This is a genomic window from Polaribacter litorisediminis, from assembly GCF_019968605.1.
In the GTDB taxonomy this organism is placed as follows: domain Bacteria; phylum Bacteroidota; class Bacteroidia; order Flavobacteriales; family Flavobacteriaceae; genus Polaribacter; species Polaribacter litorisediminis.
In genome coordinates this window covers 1,215,914-1,233,648 of sequence record NZ_CP082966.1, presented here as the reverse complement: position 1 = coordinate 1,233,648, position 17,735 = coordinate 1,215,914, and the positions used below count along the sequence as shown (strand labels likewise).

The following is a 17,735-nucleotide window of genomic DNA, read 5'->3' as shown; positions in this document are numbered from 1 at the left end:
AATAATGAAAAATATACTATATAGTTTGCTGTTTTTCTTTTGTATAGGAAACAGTATCGCACAACAAACTCCGGCTGATAAACAGCGCACGGCAGTTTCAATTGAAGGTGCAACCGCACATTTAGGAAATGGAAAAGTGATTGAAAACTCACTTATTATGTTTCATGAGGGTAAAATAACCTTTGTTGGTAGTGCAATGGCTAAAATTGCAAGACAAGGAAACGTAATTAATGCCAAAGGGAAGCACGTATATCCTGGTTTTATTGCAGCCAACTCTACTTTAGGCTTAGTAGAAATTGATGCCGTTAAAGCTAGTGATGACCAAAGAGAAATTGGGCTAAACAACCCTCACATTAGAAGCTTAATCGCTTACAATGCAGAGAGTAAAGTTGTAGAATCGATGAGACCAAATGGTGTTTTAATGGCACAAATTAGACCCAAAGGAGGTACCATTTCTGGAACGTCTTCTATTGTTCAATTAGATGCTTGGAATTGGGAGGATGCTGCTATGAAAACAGATGATGGTATTCATATGAATTGGCCCAATAGTTTTACACGAGGAAGATGGTGGCTAGGAGAAGATCCTGGGTTAAAAACAGACACTAAATATCCAGAGAATATAGACAGAATAAAATCTTATTTTTTGAATGCTAAAAATTATTTAGCCGGAATGAAAGAAAAGAAACATTTGCCTTACGAAGCCACTAAAGGTTTATTTGATGGTTCTAAAAAATTGTACATTCATGTAGACGGACCAAAAGAAATTACGGATGCTATTACGATTGCCATAGATTTAGGGATCGATAATTTAGTAATTGTAGATGCAGAGGGCGCAGATAAAGTAACAGATTTATTGGTAAAACACAACATTCCTGTAATTTTACCAAGACCTCATAGAAATCCAGACAGTGAAGATGATGCCTATGATGCTACATACACTATTGCAAAAACATTAACAGAAAAAGGTGTACTGGTTAGTCTAGGAATGGACGGACAAATGGAACGTATGAACACAAGAAATCTTCCTTTTTATGCAGGTACTTTTGCTGCCTTTGGTTTAGATAAAGAAGTTGCTTTGCAGTTAATTACTTTAAATACTGCTAAAATTTTAGGAATTGATGCTATGGTGGGCTCTTTAGAAGTCGGTAAAGATGCTACTTTATTTATTTCTGAAGGAGATGCTTTAGAAATGCGTGGTAATATTTTAACAAAAGCATATATTCAAGGTAGAGATATTAGTTTAGAAACGCACCAAACAACTCTTTGGAAACGGTATGCCGAGAAATATAAATCTAGATAAATTGTATAAATTGTAAGGAACAAAAAAGTAATGTCTTTCTTGCGCTTTTTATTTAAAAATAAAAATACCTAAAAAAGGCTCGCAATTGCGAGCCTTTTTTTTGAAAACAGTCATTCTTGCGATGTTCAATTATACTAATTTTTCTTTTTCAAACGAACAATTTTCCCCTTTTACATGACTAACTTCTAAATTAAATCCAAATAAATTGAAAGCAATGTTTACTTTCTATTGTTTTACAAATATTCTAAATAATTGAAGTGTCTACAATACCTACAAATAGGTATATTTGTAATAATGAAAGAAATTACAAGTATTCACAATTCATATATCAAAAACCTTATAAAGCTGCAAGAAAAATCTCGCGAACGTAAAAAGCAAGGGTTATTTTTAATAGAAGGAAAACGCGAAATCACTTTAGCGATGGCAGCTAATTATGAAATTGAAAACATCCTTTTTCTTACAGATTTAATCTCAGAAAATGAAATTTTACACTTCTTCAATAAAAATATCAACAGAACCCTTGTTTCTAAAGAAGTTTATCAAAAGTTAGCCTATAGGGATTCTACAGAAGGTATGATTGCGGTAGTAAAAGCCAAAGATTTTACTTTAAAAAACATTTATTTTAAAAACAAAAATCCATTAATCTTAATAGCAGAAGGCATTGAAAAACCAGGAAATATTGGCGCTTTGTTAAGAACTGCAGATGCAGCAAATGTAGACGCTGTTTTTATTGCGAATCCTAAAAGTGATGTATACAATGCCAATATTATACGCTCTAGTGTCGGTTGTGTTTTTACCAATCAAATTGCTGTTGGAACTTCGGAAGAAATTATTGCTTTTTTAGAAAAGGAAAAAATTCATATTTTTGCCACAACTTTGCAAAACTCCAACGAATATCATAAAGAAATTTATACAAAACCTTCGGCGATCGTAGTAGGAACTGAAGCTACTGGTTTATCTGAAATTTGGAGAACAAGAGCAACACAAAACATCAACATACCGATGCAAGGAAAAATAGATTCTATGAACGTATCTGTTGCCGCTGCCATTGTAATTTTTGAAGCAAAAAGACAAAGACAATTTAAAATATAAATACATGAAAGCACTAGGAATAGACATTGGCGGGTCGGGAATTAAAGCCGCAATTGTAGATACTAAAACGGGTGAATTAATTTCTGAAAGACACAGAATTAGCACTCCAAAACCTGCAACTCCAGAAGCTGTAGCAAACATTGTACAAGAAATGATAGACCATTTTCAATGGAAAAAAGCGGTTGGTTGTAGCTTCCCAACAACCATCGTTGATGGAAAATGCATACATTCTGGGAATTTAAGTGAAAAGTGGCTCAATGTAAAAGTTGATAAATTATTTAAGAAGAAATGTAAATTGCCTTTTTATGTCAGTAATGATGCTGATTTAGCCGGAGTTGCAGAAGTAAGTTTGGGCGCAGGTAAAAAAGAAAAAGGGGTTACGATTGTCATTACAATAGGCACAGGAATAGGATCTGGACTTTTTTATAATGGGAAATTAATTCCGAATTTAGAATTGGGTAAAATGTTACATTCTGATGGTAAAATCATTGAATTTTATACAGCAGATTCTGTTAGAAAGCATGAAAACTTAACCCTAAAAGAATGGGCATTAAGATTAGATGTACTATTAAATTATACGAGAATAGTATTCTCACCAAGTTTAATTATATTAGGCGGCGGAATTAGCAAGAGATATGATGGTTTCAAAGAATATTTAGAAACAGACGTAAAAATAAAAGTGGCTGAATTTAGAAATAATGCTGGCATTATTGGTGCTGCTATGTTTGCCAGCAATAAACATGAAAAATAAACCACAAATTTTTAGTGATATTTTAAGTTAAGGTAGTTTCTATTTTTGAACTATTTATACGTATTCTGATTCTTTTAAATCCCTATAAAATCGCAGAAAATTCAACCCTCTTACCATATTTTTACAAGTTGCCAGTCATGATTTTTATGAATATAATCCAAAATAAATGCAACCAAATACGCTATTTTATATCTTAATTGCAATCATTATTATCAATTTTATTATTGATCAAATTTTAGATACACTTAACGCAAAACATTTCGACGATAAAATTCCTGAAAAATTAGCAGATGTTTATGATGAGGCAGCATACAAAAAATCTCAAGCATACAAAAAAACGAACGCTAAATTTTCTAACCTAACAGCTACGTTTTCAATTCTTTTAACCTTAGGATTCTTTTTAGCTGATGGTTTTAAACATGTAGATGATTTTGCAAGAAGTTATACAGATCATCCCATTTTAATCGCATTAATTTTCTTTGGGATGATCATGTTGGGCTCAGATCTTTTAACAACACCTTTCTCTTATTACAAAACCTTTGTCATTGAAGAGAAATTCGGTTTTAACAAGTCTACCAAAACAATATTTTGGTTAGATAAACTAAAAGGCTGGTTCATGTTGATAATTTTAGGAGGAGGTATTTTGTCACTCATCATTTGGTTTTATCAATTTGCAGGTACAAATTTTTGGATATATGCATGGGTTCTTGTCGCCGTTTTCTCTTTGTTTATGAATATGTTTTATGCAAAGTTAATTGTACCCCTATTTAATAAACAAACGCCCTTAGAAGATGGTGAGCTTAAATTCGCCATTGAAAAATATGCTAAAAAAGTAGGTTTTATTGTTCATAATATTTTTGTCATAGATGGGTCAAAACGTTCTACGAAGGCAAATGCTTATTTTTCTGGTTTTGGTTCTCAAAAAAGAATTACACTTTTTGATACCTTAATAAATGATTTAGAAACCGACGAAATTGTAGCTGTTTTAGCGCATGAAGTTGGGCACTACAAGAAAAAACACATCATTTTCAACTTGGTTTCCTCTATCCTACTCACAGGCTTCACTTTGTTTCTTTTATCCCTTTTTATCAATTCATCAATATTATCAGAAGCTTTAGGAGTAACAACACCCAGTTTTCATATTGGTTTAATTGCATTTGGAATTTTATACACGCCAATCTCAGAAATTACAGGATTATTCATGAATTTCATGTCTCGTAAGTTTGAATATCAAGCAGATAATTTCGCAAAAGAAACCTATGCTGCCAAACCACTAATAACTTCACTTAAGAAATTATCAAGAAATAGTTTGAGTAATTTAACGCCGCATCCTGCTTATGTTTTTGTACATTATTCACATCCTACTTTATTAAAGAGACTGTTGAATCTTGAAAAATAATAAAAAAAATATATTGTTTTTTACTTTACCAAATCAACCAAGTAATCCAATCGTTTAAGAGATAACTAGTGTTGTGAATTGATTAAATTAAAAATCCATGAAGGTTATTGATTTATTTTCATCAAAAGAAACACTACTGTAAAAAGTTAAGTTTTAATATAATCTTTGTAAATAGCTTCTTTTTTTAACATATTTATTTTTAACTTCTATAATTTTAATGATTGTACATCAAATTTACAATCCTTAACCCTTGGTTATTAAAATAGTTATTCATAAATTCACTTTACATTTAAAACAAATTTCAGATTGTAACTATGCCATACAACGTAAGTATAGAAGAGGAAAATAAGGAAATTGCAAATCGTTACAAAGATTTGTTAAAAGGTACCTATGAAGTTTTATCAAAAGAAGATAAAGAACTTATTAGAAAGGCTTTTGAAGTTGCTGTAGATGCCCATTATAATCAGCGCAGAAAAACGGGAGAACCTTATATTTATCACCCTATTGCTGTAGCAAAAATTGTAGCAATGGAAATTGGTTTAGGAGCTACTTCTATTGCGGCGGCACTTTTGCATGATGTTGTAGAAGATACAGACTATACCATTGACGATATGGAGCATTTATTTGGCGAAACGATTGCAAGAATTGTAAACGGATTAACCAAAATATCGCGTCTAAACAAAGAACAAGACGCTTCTATACAAGCAGAAAATTTCAGAAAAATGCTCTTAACCTTGCATGATGATGTAAGAGTTATTCTAATAAAGATTGCAGACAGGTTGCACAACATGCAAACTATGGATGCCATGCCTAGTCATAAACAAGTAAAAATTGCTTCAGAAACTTTATATATTTATGCTCCTTTAGCGCATAGATTAGGTTTGTATAATATTAAAACGGAATTAGAAGATTTAGGATTAAAATATACAGAGCCTGAAGTTTATAATAGCATTGTTGCAAAATTAAAAGCAAGCAAAGAAGAACAGCAAAATTACTTAGAACGTTTTACTAATACACTGAAAAGTGACTTAGATAAAGAAAAGTTTTCTTTTGAAATAAAAGGTAGATTTAAATCCATTTACTCTATCAAAAGAAAAATGTTAAAGCAAAATGTAACGTTTGATGAAGTCTTTGATAAATATGCAATTCGAATTATTTTCAAACCTATTTCAGAAGACGAAAAACACGATGCTTGGAAAATTTATTCCATCGTAACTGATAACTTTCGCCCCAACCCTGCACGTTTACGAGATTGGATTTCGCAACCAAAATCTACGGGTTATGAAGCTTTACATATTACCGTTGTGGGTCCAGATGCACAATGGGTAGAGGTTCAAATTCGTTCAGAACGCATGAATGAAATTGCAGAGAAAGGCTATGCAGCGCACTTTAAATACAAACAAGGCGATGAAAACGAAAGTGGTTTAGAGGGTTGGTTAAATAAACTAAAAGAAACCTTAGAAAATCATAGCATTAATGCTGTAGATTTTGTGGAAGATTTTAAACTAAATTTATATGCAAAAGAAATTTATGTATTTACACCAAAAGGTGAATTAAAATCCTTACCAAAAGATGCTTCTGCATTAGATTTTGCGTTTTCAATTCATACAGACGTGGGTTTAAAGTGTCGTGGTGCAAAAGTAAATGGTAAACTAGTTCCTTTAAGTTACACGTTAAAAAGTGGAGATCAAATAGAAGTAATTACCAGCTCTACAAACAAACCGAACTCTAGATGGTTAGATTTTGTAATTACAGCTCGGGCAAAAACCAAAATTAGAGCTGCTTTAAAAGACGAAGAAAAACTAATTGCCGAAGAAGGAAAAGGAATTCTGATTAGAAAATTACGTCATTTAAAAATTCCTTTTAACGAAAAATCAATAAATGAATTAGTCGTTTATTTTAAATTAAGAACAAGTTTCGATTTGTTTTATAGGTTTGGCAATGGTGCAATAGACAACACGCAATTAAAGGCATTTGTATCACAACGAAATAGTACTATTTTAAATTTCTTTAAAACCAAATTAAGAAGAAGTCCGTCTAAAAAAGAGACTGCAGAAAATACTGAAGAAATTACCAATAAATACGATGCTTTAGTTTTTGGTAAAGAAGAAGAAAAATTAGATTACAAACTCTCTAAATGTTGTAATCCGATTCCGGGAGATAAAGTTTTTGGTTTTTTAACCATCAATGATGGTATTAAAGTGCATAAAAGAAATTGTCCAAATGCAATTTCCTTGCAATCTAATTATGCTTATCGAGTAATGCTTGCTAAATGGATTGATTCTACAAAGCAAGATTTTAAAATAGTTTTGTACATTAGCGGGGTAGATAATAGTGGCATTGTAAATAATGTAACTCGTATAATTTCAAGTAATGTGGGGGTCTTTATTCACAGCATAAATATTTCTGGTGATGAAGGTGTTTTTGAAGGTAAATTATCGTTAAGTGTAAAAAATATTACACAATTAAATAAGTTAATAAAGCGAATTCAAAAAGTAGAAGGTGTAAAAAAGGTAGAACGTGTTAACAAAATGTAAATATCATTTTGTAAAAAACACATATTTATTCAGAAATAACATTAAATTTGCTCTTTGTAAAAATTTAAAATCATGAGTAATTCTCTTGAAAATCAAGAAGTAGTTAAAAAAGTTTTTACCGCCTACTTACGAGAAAATAAGCACAGAAAAACACCTGAACGCTACGCTATACTTCAAGAAATTTATGAATCTGAAGAACATTTTGATATAGAATCTTTATATGTTAAAATGAAAAACAAAAATTATCGCGTAAGCAGAGCTACTTTATATAATACCATAGATTTGTTAATTGACTGTAATTTGGTTCGAAAACATCAATTTGATGGTCAATCGATGGCGCGTTATGAAAAAAGTTATTTTGATAAAAATCATGATCATGTTATTTTTTCAGATACAGGTGATGTAAAAGAATTCTGTGACCCTAGAATTCAGGTAATCAAAAAAACGATAGAAGATATTTTTGATATAGACATTCACAGTCATTCACTTTATTTTTACGGAACTACAAAGAAAAAATCATAAACAAGGAAGCACACTACCTTGCTAAAATACCAAACAAAAAAACAACAAATTAATACAACGGATGGCTGTAGATTTATTACTAGGATTGCAATGGGGAGATGAAGGAAAAGGTAAAATTGTAGATGTTTTAACCAAGAATTATGATATTATTGCACGTTTTCAAGGAGGTCCAAATGCCGGACATACCTTAATTTTTGATGGTTTTAAACATGTTTTACACACAATTCCTTCAGGTATTTTTCATAAAACAGCTTTAAATGTCGTTGGAAATGGTGTTGTAATAGACCCTGTAATCTTTAAAAAAGAACTAGAAAACTTAGACAAGCATACTATTAATTATACTTCTAGGTTATTAATTTCTAGAAAAGCACATTTAATTTTACCAACACATAGATTGCTAGATGCAGCTTCTGAAACTTCTAAAGGAAAAGCAAAAATTGGTTCTACATTAAAAGGAATTGGTCCAACTTATATGGACAAAACAGGTAGAAACGGAATGCGTGTTGGAGATTTAGAGTTAGAAAACTGGAAAGAAAAATATGATGCTTTGACAGAAAAGCATATCAAAATGTTAGCGTTTTTTGATGTTCAGGTTGAGTACAATTTAACTGAATTAGAAGCTGAATTTAGAAAAGGAATTGAGAAATTAAAAACATTAGAATTTATTGATAGCGAAGAGTTTTTAAATCAAGCAATTAAAAATAAAAAAACAATTTTAGCTGAAGGCGCTCAAGGTTCTTTGTTAGATATTGATTTCGGAACCTATCCTTTTGTAACTTCTTCTAACACAACTGCAGCAGGTGCCTGTACGGGTTTAGGCGTTGCACCAAATAGAATTGGCGATGTTTTCGGCATCTTTAAAGCCTACACGACTCGGGTGGGTTCAGGTCCTTTTCCTACAGAATTGTTTGACAAAGATGGAGAAACAATGGCGAGTGTTGGTCACGAATTTGGAGCAACTACCGGAAGACCAAGGCGTTGTGGATGGTTAGATTTAGTAGCCCTAAAATATGCTGTAGATGTAAATGGAGTCACGCAACTAATGATGATGAAAGGAGATGTACTTTCTGGTTTTAACACTCTAAAAGTTTGTACTTCTTACAATTATAAAGGAAAAAAAATTACACACTTACCCTATAATATTGAGCCTGAAAACGTTTCTGTAAATTATACCGAATTTAAAGGTTGGAACGAAGATTTAACAAAAATGACTGCTGCAGATCAATTGCCGCAAAACTTACTAGACTATGTTACTTTTATTGAAAAAGAAACAGGAGTGCCTGTAAAAATAGTTTCTGTGGGTCCAGATAGAAAACAAACTATTAATAGATAGTTTTACCTTAATATTAAGACACTTGAAATATTCTTTTCTTTATTTTTGTAGCAAAACAAGCATCTTGAAAAGAATATTTTTTTTGTTAATCATTTTTTCGTCCCTAATTTCTTTTTCTCAAGAGAAAAAAAAATTAGAATATTATGCTGAACAGCAAGATACTGATGAAGAAAAATACCCCGGAGCTACAATGCTTTTAGGTAAAGTAAAAATGACCCAAGATGGAATTATACTCACTTGCCAACAAGCACTTTATTACAAAAAGCAAAATTTTTTTAAAGCTATAGGAAACGTTCTCATAAAACAAGGAGATACCATTACGCAAACTAGTGATTACGCAGATTATGATGCCAATGCAAAGCAAGCGCTCTCTTGGGGTAATGTGGTTTTAAAAGACCCAACCATGACCCTTACTACAGATACTTTGCAATTTGACAGAATCAATCAGAAGTTATATTATAAAAGTTATGCAACTATAAAAGATACCACAAATACGTTAAAAAGTAAATATGGAAACTACTACTTAGAAAATAAAAAATTTATAGCCACTACAAGAGTAACTGTTGTAAACCCTGAACATAAATTGGCGTCTAACCATTTAGACTATTACACAACTTCTGGTGTTACCTATTTATATGGGCCATCGACAATTACAAATACGGAAAACGAAAATAAAATTTATTGCGAAAAAGGTTTTTACAATACAAAAACAAATATTTCTCATTTTACCAAAAATGCCAAACTTTTTTTAAAAGAAAGAACCATTGAGGGTGATAGCTTATATTACAATAAAAATATTGGTTTTGCCTCGGCAACTAACAATATTAAGGTTATCGACACTGTTCAGAATTTTATTACAAAAGGAAATTATGCAGAATTGTTCGAATTAAAAGATTCTTTGTACATTATTAAAAAGGCAGTTGCCATTTCTATTATCGAAAAGGACTCTATGTTTATTCATGGTGATACGCTTTTAGTAACAGGAAAACCGAATAAAAGAATCGTCAGAACCTACCATAACGTAAAAATATTCAAATCAGATTTGCAAGGAAAATGCGATTCTATTCACACCAATCAAGCAACAGGTTATACCAAAATGTATAGAGATCCTGTAATTTGGTCTGACAGCAATCAGATTACAGGCGATAGCATTTACTTACAATCTAATGTAGCAACTGAAAAACTAGATTCTCTTAAAGTGTTTAATAATGCTTTTATTATCTCTAAAGATTCCTTATCAGAAAACGATTTTAATCAAATTAAAGGTCGTAATATGTTGGGTAAATTTGAAAACAACAAATTAAAAACTTTATTGGTAAAAGGAAATGCAGAATCGGTCTATTTCAACAGAAATGAAGAAACACAGATTTTAGAAACGATTACTAAAGAAATTTCTAGTGATATCGAATTCACTTTTGAAAATGGTATTATCACATCCATAAAATATTTAAAAGCTACGGATGGTAAAACATATCCGCCTTCTTTATTGCCAGAAGACATCAAAAAATTAAAGGGCTTTATTTGGCGCGAAGATGAGCAACCTAAAAAAATGGAAGATATTTTTATAAGAGACACAAATCAAAAGAAACTTCCTACAAAAAAGAAGACCTTAGAAAAACCAGTTTTAATTTCAGACCCAAAGAAAATTAAAAACAAGAAAAATAAATCTTCAGTTTCTAAAATAGGGCAATAACTTGAAAGAAGATTTTTATACATATCAAGCTCAAACTTCACCTCATCCACTTGCTATAGAAATCTCACATGCAAAAGGAAGTTATATTTATGACACAAAAGGCAAAAAATATTTAGATTTTGTTGCAGGTGTTTCCGCAAATAGTTTGGGGCATAATCATCCAAAAGTTTCTGAAGCTATAAAAAATCAGGTTGATAGTTATACTCATGTTATGGTGTATGGCGAGTTTATTCAGCAACCTCAAGTAGCACTTTGCAAATTATTAGCGACTACCCTACCCGGAAATTCAACAGCTGTTTACATTACAAACTCTGGAACAGAAGCCACAGAAGGCGCTTTAAAATTAGCGAAAAGAGTTACGAACAGATCAGAAATTATTGCTGCTAAAAATTCTTATCATGGTAATACTCAAGGTGCTATGAGTGTTTCTGGAGTGGAACGACAAAACGCGGCTTTTAGACCTTTAATTCCTGGTATTAAATTTATTGCCTTTAATTGTGAGTATTGTCTTCAAAAGATAACCACAAAAACGGCTGCCGTTATTCTAGAAACCATTCAAGGTGGCGCAGGTTTTATACAACCTCAAGATCATTATTTATCAAAAGTAAAAAAACGCTGTGAAGAAGTTGGAGCCTTACTAATTTTGGATGAAATTCAAACAGGAATTGGCAGAACAGGAACTTTCTGGGGATTTGAAAATTACAATGTAGTTCCTGATATGATTATCACAGGCAAAGGTTTAGGTGGAGGAATGCCAATTGGTGCTTTTATTGCTTCTTATAAGCACATGAGTTTGTTGCAAAATAATCCGAAATTGGGCCATATTTCTACCTTTGCAGGCCATCCTGTAATTGCTGCTGCTGCACTCGCAACTGTAACAGAAATCCTTGATAAAAATTATCTTTCTGAAAGTTTACGAAAAGAAAAAATAATTAGAAAACATCTACAACATCCTGTTATTAAGGAAATTAGAGGAAAAGGTTTGATGTTAAGTGCTATTGTTGATTCGCCTGAATTAGCTAGCAAAATTATCTTGAAGTGCCTTGATAAAGGCCTCATTTTGTTCTTTTTATTATTTGAAGGAAAAGCAATGCGCATAACACCTCCCCTAACCATTTCTGATAAAGAATTAGTACATGGTTGCGCGCTCATTATAGAAACTATTGAAGAAATAGTTTAATTGATGGTCTTGATTAAAATATACTATAATTTTCCTTTTAGTTAAAACTATATTGACCAAATGATGTATCTTTCTAAAAATAAAAAAAAGGTAATTCCCGTTGTTATTTCAAAATTCTTCTAAAAGAAAATGATGGTTTTTTTCTTTATATCAAATTAAAGCATCGACTTAAGTACTGTCTTTTTTTAGTTGAAATAGAAAAGGAAAAGGTACATTTTACTTCAGTAATTTAAAATGATAAATGGTACAGCACTTGTTTTTTATCAATGGTATAGAGAGTATTTAAAACTTTTTACCCCAACCCAACGACCCAATTAATTTAAATTACAAAATTATTAGTATGAAAAAAAAACATTACTTATTCCTTCTTTTTATCACCTCTTTTATGTGCATTCAAAGCCAAAACAGAAAAACACAAAATGATTGGCTTGGAGAATTTAAAGTAGGCGTCAGGGTTCAAAAAACTCAAAAATTATATTGGGAAAATGGTTTGACAGTAGATTTTACAAGTCCTAAAATCTTAAAAAATAGACTTCATTTAGGGCTTAGTTATGTCTCCTCTCGATTTGGAAGCGCTATGGGTAGTAACGCCATTAAACAAGATAACTTTTTGATCAATGCAGGATATTTTTTTCGTCATCAGAAAAAATTACAGCCTTTCGGCCGATTAAACACAGGGTTTTTCTATGCCGATTACGAATCTGAAATTTTTGATGTATTACCAAACACAGCATTACTACTCTCTTTAGATGCTGGATTTTCGTATCAGTTTGATGCCCCAATTACCTTACAAATAAGCACTGGTTATAATTTAAACACAGGAACTGGCTCTGCCGGTCCAGGAACTTTATTTCCTGTTTTTTATCAATTAAGCCTATATTATACCCTATTTAAATAAAAATAAGATGAATTACAAAAAATCATATTTCAAACTTACAGTCCTTTTTGTGCTGTTCTTTGCTGCCTGTTCAGAAGCGCCAGAAATTAACAATGAAACAATGCTAGATGGCGATCAAATTTTTGATCCATCGCTCTATAATCCTGAGGATTACTTGGTGTCTCTATCCGTTGAAAATCCGACTGAAATTCAAAAAAACACCCCAGTTCTTATTACGGTTCATGGGTACTCCGCTTCGACTTTTGAATGGGATGAATTTAGAGAGTATAGTACAATCAATGCCAATATTTTAATTTCACAAGTGCTTTTGGGTGGTCATGGGCGCACGTACGAAGCCTTCAAAGAATCTACTTGGAAAGATTGGCAAAACCCTATTTTGGCAGAATACAATGCACTTCGGAGTAAAGGATATACAAACATTAACTTTGCTGGTTCGTCTACCGCATGTCCTTTGGTGTTAGATTTAATTAAGGAAGGGAAAATCGGCGAAAATGGCATGAAAAACATCTTTCTAATTGATCCAATCGTAATTCCTTCGGATAAACTTCTTACGCTTGTGGGCTTGGTTGGCCCCATGTTAGGATATTTTGAAAGTACCAATACCGCCGTAGAAGATTTGTATTATTATCGTTTTAGACCCCAAGAAACCTTAAACGAATTGTTAGATTTAATTGATAAAGTTCGTAAAGATTTACAAAAAGGATATCTACTTCCAACAAATACCAACATGAAGGTTTATAAATCTATAAAAGATGATACTGCGGATGCTGTGAGTGCTGTTTTAATCTATAAAGGATTAAAGAACTCTGACGGAACCCCTATCAATGTTGAAATGTTAGACTCACAACTTCACGTGGTAACGAGATTAGAAGGGCGTGAAAATGTTACTCAAAAAGATAGAGAAATACAACAACAAGTTTTTGATGATATGTTGACAATTTTGATGCAATAAGAAACATCATTTAGGATAAAACTTAATCTGCTAAATGCAAGTAAAAAAGCAACCTTTATGAACGAATCACAAAGGTTGCTTTTTAATTTAAAAAAATAACTATTATTTTTAATTCGGTAGTTATATAATTTCTACAACTTCAAGGTCAAAAATTAGGTCTTTTCCTGCTAAAGGATGATTGCCATCGATGACGATACTTTCATCTTTTACCTCAACGACTACCAAATTCATTTCTTGACCATCCGGAGATTTAGAAACTAAACCCATACCAACTTCTGGAGTCATATCTTGCGGAAGTGCTGTTTTTTCCACCTCTTGAATTAAAGCAGCATTTATATCTCCATACGCTTCTTCCTTTGCAATGGTAATTGTTTTTTTCTCTTTTACTTTCATATCAATCAGTCCTTTCTCAAAACCAGGAATAATTTGTCCTTGCCCCAAAGTGAACTCAATCGGTTCTTTACCTTCAGAAGTGTCAAAAACTTGTCCGTCAGCTAATTTACCTGTGTAATTTACTTTTACTGTGTTGTGCTCTTTTACTACATTCATAAGATACTATTTCATTTTTAAAAATATGTTTTGCATAATTCTTATCCAGACCATATTTTAATTTAAACATAACCTATATATCAGCGAAAATCCTGCCGAAAAATAAAAAACTATCGTAAACTTGATAATTCACCCGTTTAAAATACAAGAAATTAAGCGATACTCCTTGTTATAACTCAAAGTAAACGAAAAAAAATTATTTAAAAATAAAATGATAAAAATGCGCAGATATGTCAGTAAATGTTAAAATATGGAGAAACCATGGCAATAGCAACCACTAAATGGCTTATGCGGTAGCTTCTTCAACAATTTTTATTTCTTCTTCTGATAAACCATATAATTGATACACCATTTGGTCGATTTCATTGTCTGTTTTATTGATTGTAGCTTTTAGTGTTTGCGCTTTTTCTTTTTGCTCATTAAAATATTGCATCCATTCTGCTTCTTCGGATAAACTTAATTGTACTTTTTGTTTTTTCAATTCTTTTAAAAAATCACCAAATTCTAAGTCGTGCCAGTTTTGAAGTTTTTTTGAGGGTTTTGCGATACTAAATTTTGATTCGAATAATGAAACAAAATTGGCTTCAGTTTTATTAAATTTACTAGTTAAATCAATTAATATATCAGATACTACTGATAATTTATTATCTATTAATTCGAAATTGTTGTTGATAGGGATTGTTTTGATTTTATCCCTTCTAAAATCATAAAATCCGCCTTGTAGAGTTGTACAAACATTCTTGAGGTAGAAATACACAAGTTTTGAGTTCAAAAGTGCTAAAAATGCTTTTGAGTCCGTTGAAATAAAGAAATTATTATCTAATAAAAACACCTCCCCTTTTTCATCCAAATAAAAATTACCTCTATTATTAATTCTTGGGTAAATTATTTTTGGTTGTTGCATTTCTTCATAATATGCACAAGCTCTTAAGTTCCAATAATTTTCTCCTTGGTCATATCTTTTAATAAGGGCTTCTTTATATTTATCAAGTTCTTTTTGGATATCTGGATATTCATTTGGAATATCATTATCAAAACCAGTAAATAACAAGTATTTATCTTGAAAATCAAAAGTATTTCTTTTGACTTCTTTACCCGTTGCTAAAACCTTTATTATTTCTGAATTTTTATTGTGTTTAGAAATCAATTCTTGACGTATTTGACTATCGATTACAAATGCTTCATTCCTACCTGTTGTTATACCTCGATATATTTTTTTATTAACAACTGTTCCTAATTCTTTAGAATTATCTTCTAGTTTATTTAAAATTTCAAATGAATTCACATCAATGAAGTTCCACATATCCTCTGTTAAAGAAGCAAAAGGTACTTTGTGTTTTCTTGATTCTAATAAATTAATTGGGTCAACCGTGTTATCCCTTTTATTAATTTCAGCATACAGAAAGGAATCTTCTTTCAATTCTGATTTTTTATTTAGCACATAGATAATTGGATAAGTTGTAGCATCAGCAAAAACTGGGTAATCATCAAAATCTAATAATAATTCTAAATTGGACTGTTCTTTAATTAACTTTCGTACGGTTTTACCATAAGTTGCCTTTAAAAATTTATTTGGTAGGATAAATGAGAATAAACCTTTTTTATTCATTAAATTAATTCCTTGTTCAATAAAATAAGTATATAAATCGGCAACACTATTATAACATTTGTAGTTTTCTTGTAAATAAGGTTTTATGTCTTTGAACAGTTCTTGCCTTACATAAGGCGGATTCCCAATAATCACATCAAAACCTCCTTTGGCAAATACTTCTTTAAATTCGTTTTGCCAATGAAAGGCTTTGTCTCCTGCAACAGTTGGGTCGTCAATTAAACTATTGCCACATTTAATGTTATTGTTTAAAGCTGTTAGTTTTCTGCCTTTTTGGGCGGTACGCAACCAAAGCGAAAGTTTGGCAATTTCTACACTTTCATCGTTAATATCTACCCCAAATAAATTGTGTTCTAAAATTGAGTTTTCAACTTCGCTTAATACCATTGCATCACCAAAAAGTTTGGCTTGTAGTTCGTCAATGTATTGATGTTCTTTAATAAGAAAATCTAGGGCTTGGATTAAAAATGCACCTGAGCCACAGGCAGGATCACAAATGGTAATTTGTAGCAACCATTTTCTGTAATTCTCTAATTTTTGAGTAAGTATTTTTAGCGTAGCTTTTTTTCTTCCTTTGCGTTCTTTTTCGTATTCGGCTTCTTGTATGTCTAGTTCGGTTTTCTTTTCTTCACAGAGCTTGCCTACGGTATTGTCTACAATGTATTTGGTAATGTATTTTGGGGTGTAAAAAACGCCATCTTTTTTCCGTTTGGTTTTGCTTTGGTCGGTTGTAATGCCTTGTATTTCTGCTTGAATTTCGTCAATATCGTTTAACGAATGTTCAAAAATATGACCGAGAATGTTTACACTTACTTCGCTTTCAAAATCGTAATTACTTAAATTAACGGTGTGTTTGTGGAGTAAATCGTCATTGATAATGATATTGTCTAAAATATCATCGGGTGCAAACAAACCACCATTGTACGCAAAAATGTCGTGTTGTTGCCCTTTGTGTCCTGTATTCATATAGCCGAAGTACTTTTTAAATCGGTCGTATAATGGGAAATACTCATCATATTTATCTCGTAAATCTGTCCATTGATTTACAATAGAACGAATTGAGTTTGGTGGTAATAACAATCTATCTTCTGCAAAAAAGATAAATAGAAAACGGTCAAGTAGTTTTTGTGTTTTCTTGAATAAAGTTAGTTTGTCGTATTGAGGATTTTCTTTTTGGATTGCATCAAAAATTTCGTTTCTGAATGAAGCGTAATCTTTGTATAATTTTTTAGTAACGTTTTCCTCTTGCGTTAACGACTCATCCTTAATTTTTTTAGGAATGTCTTTTAAAAGATATTCTGATGATAGGCAAAGCCACAGTATATTAAAACGTTCTTTTGTGAGTTGAAAGAGATTGAATTCCTCAAAATCTACCGCGTTGTCAATGTAAAAACGTAATTTCTCAAAGTTGGAAGTAATAACGTAATTACAACCTGGTTGGTTGTTTTTATATCCAAATGCTTGGGTTTCTACTTTGCTTAAATCGGTTGTATTGGTTCCTTTCAATTCAATAACCCCTAGGGCTTTTGCGCCTTTAAGGATTGCTCCGTCTGTTTTTTTAGAGCCTTTTATATTTTTTAATTCGGTGGTAAGGTTAAAGTTTGGGGTTGGGTTTTTGGTATAGCCTAAAACATTTACAAAAATGTCAATTAAAAATTCACCCTGATATTGTTCTTCTTTCGAATTACGGATGTTTTCTTGTATGGTTTTGTTATGAAAATGATTGGTAAATGTTTGGTATGCTTTCTCAACTTTTTCAGGCGCTAGTCCTTTCAAATATTTGTTTAACACAGAATTTTGAAATAGGCTCATAGTTTTTCTTTTTTGTCAAAGTTAGTCATTATCTAAGCGATGGCAAAAAACAGCACTTTTGGTTTTTTGTAGTTGGTTTTTCGCACTAGAAAAAAACATAAGTGCTAA

General features: G+C 31.6%; 13 protein-coding genes. 11 read left to right on the top strand and 2 right to left on the bottom strand.

Translation table 11 applies throughout. The features are described from left to right. Window positions 1-4 precede the first annotated feature (4 nt). The 11 genes from K8354_RS05305 (at window position 5) to K8354_RS05255 (ending at window position 13,657) form a co-directional block, all read left to right on the top strand. The gene (locus tag K8354_RS05305; protein WP_223446028.1) at window positions 5-1,300 is read left to right on the top strand and encodes an amidohydrolase family protein; all 1,296 of its coding nucleotides are present in this window, start codon (window positions 5-7) and stop codon (window positions 1,298-1,300) included. 294 nt (window positions 1,301-1,594) lie between these two features. Next, window positions 1,595-2,392, top strand: a complete 798-nt coding sequence (locus K8354_RS05300) for a TrmH family RNA methyltransferase (RefSeq protein WP_223446026.1) — start codon at window positions 1,595-1,597, stop codon at window positions 2,390-2,392. A 4-nt stretch (window positions 2,393-2,396) separates the two neighbouring features. Beyond that, window positions 2,397-3,143, top strand: a complete 747-nt coding sequence (ppgK, locus tag K8354_RS05295; protein WP_223446024.1) for a polyphosphate--glucose phosphotransferase — start codon at window positions 2,397-2,399, stop codon at window positions 3,141-3,143. A gap of 166 nt (window positions 3,144-3,309) precedes the next feature. Then, a complete protein-coding gene (locus tag K8354_RS05290; protein ID WP_223446022.1) occupies window positions 3,310-4,542 on the top strand; it encodes a M48 family metallopeptidase in 1,233 nt (410 codons plus the stop codon). A gap of 314 nt (window positions 4,543-4,856) precedes the next feature. Next, a complete protein-coding gene (locus tag K8354_RS05285; protein WP_223446020.1) occupies window positions 4,857-7,079 on the top strand; it encodes a RelA/SpoT family protein in 2,223 nt (740 codons plus the stop codon). 72 nt (window positions 7,080-7,151) lie between these two features. Then, window positions 7,152-7,601, top strand: a complete 450-nt coding sequence (locus K8354_RS05280; protein WP_223446018.1) for a Fur family transcriptional regulator — start codon at window positions 7,152-7,154, stop codon at window positions 7,599-7,601. A gap of 61 nt (window positions 7,602-7,662) precedes the next feature. Then, a complete protein-coding gene (locus tag K8354_RS05275; RefSeq protein ID WP_223446015.1) occupies window positions 7,663-8,934 on the top strand; it encodes an adenylosuccinate synthase in 1,272 nt (423 codons plus the stop codon). Between the two features lie 64 nt (window positions 8,935-8,998). Continuing rightward, window positions 8,999-10,627 (top strand): OstA-like protein, encoded by a 1,629-nt coding sequence (locus K8354_RS05270; protein WP_223446013.1) that lies wholly within the window; start codon window positions 8,999-9,001, stop codon window positions 10,625-10,627. A gap of 1 nt (window position 10,628) precedes the next feature. After that, on the top strand, window positions 10,629-11,807 hold the full coding sequence (locus tag K8354_RS05265; protein ID WP_223446011.1) for an aspartate aminotransferase family protein: 1,179 nt from the start codon (window positions 10,629-10,631) through the stop codon (window positions 11,805-11,807). A gap of 340 nt (window positions 11,808-12,147) precedes the next feature. Next, window positions 12,148-12,705 (top strand): hypothetical protein, encoded by a 558-nt coding sequence (locus K8354_RS05260; protein ID WP_223446009.1) that lies wholly within the window; start codon window positions 12,148-12,150, stop codon window positions 12,703-12,705. 7 nt (window positions 12,706-12,712) lie between these two features. Next, on the top strand, window positions 12,713-13,657 hold the full coding sequence (locus K8354_RS05255; protein ID WP_223446007.1) for an alpha/beta hydrolase: 945 nt from the start codon (window positions 12,713-12,715) through the stop codon (window positions 13,655-13,657). A gap of 120 nt (window positions 13,658-13,777) precedes the next feature. Here K8354_RS05255 and K8354_RS05250 read toward each other — a convergent pair whose 3' ends face one another. Then, a complete protein-coding gene (locus tag K8354_RS05250) occupies window positions 13,778-14,206 on the bottom strand; it encodes an FKBP-type peptidyl-prolyl cis-trans isomerase (protein ID WP_223446005.1) in 429 nt (142 codons plus the stop codon). A 286-nt stretch (window positions 14,207-14,492) separates the two neighbouring features. Then, a complete protein-coding gene (locus K8354_RS05245) occupies window positions 14,493-17,627 on the bottom strand; it encodes an Eco57I restriction-modification methylase domain-containing protein (RefSeq protein WP_223446002.1) in 3,135 nt (1,044 codons plus the stop codon). Between the last annotated feature and the right edge of the window lie 108 nt (window positions 17,628-17,735).

Coding starts and splice junctions, on each gene's coding strand:
- K8354_RS05300 (WP_223446026.1), top strand. CDS start 1,595: ATGAAAGAAATTACAAGTATTCACAATTCATATATCAAAAACCTTATA.
- K8354_RS05280 (WP_223446018.1), top strand. CDS start 7,152: ATGAGTAATTCTCTTGAAAATCAAGAAGTAGTTAAAAAAGTTTTTACC.
- K8354_RS05250 (WP_223446005.1), bottom strand. CDS start 14,206: ATGAATGTAGTAAAAGAGCACAACACAGTAAAAGTAAATTACACAGGT.
- K8354_RS05260 (WP_223446009.1), top strand. CDS start 12,148: ATGAAAAAAAAACATTACTTATTCCTTCTTTTTATCACCTCTTTTATG.
- K8354_RS05255 (WP_223446007.1), top strand. CDS start 12,713: ATGAATTACAAAAAATCATATTTCAAACTTACAGTCCTTTTTGTGCTG.
- K8354_RS05305 (WP_223446028.1), top strand. CDS start 5: ATGAAAAATATACTATATAGTTTGCTGTTTTTCTTTTGTATAGGAAAC.
- K8354_RS05285 (WP_223446020.1), top strand. CDS start 4,857: ATGCCATACAACGTAAGTATAGAAGAGGAAAATAAGGAAATTGCAAAT.
- K8354_RS05290 (WP_223446022.1), top strand. CDS start 3,310: ATGCAACCAAATACGCTATTTTATATCTTAATTGCAATCATTATTATC.
- K8354_RS05275 (WP_223446015.1), top strand. CDS start 7,663: ATGGCTGTAGATTTATTACTAGGATTGCAATGGGGAGATGAAGGAAAA.
- K8354_RS05245 (WP_223446002.1), bottom strand. CDS start 17,627: ATGAGCCTATTTCAAAATTCTGTGTTAAACAAATATTTGAAAGGACTA.
- ppgK (WP_223446024.1), top strand. CDS start 2,397: ATGAAAGCACTAGGAATAGACATTGGCGGGTCGGGAATTAAAGCCGCA.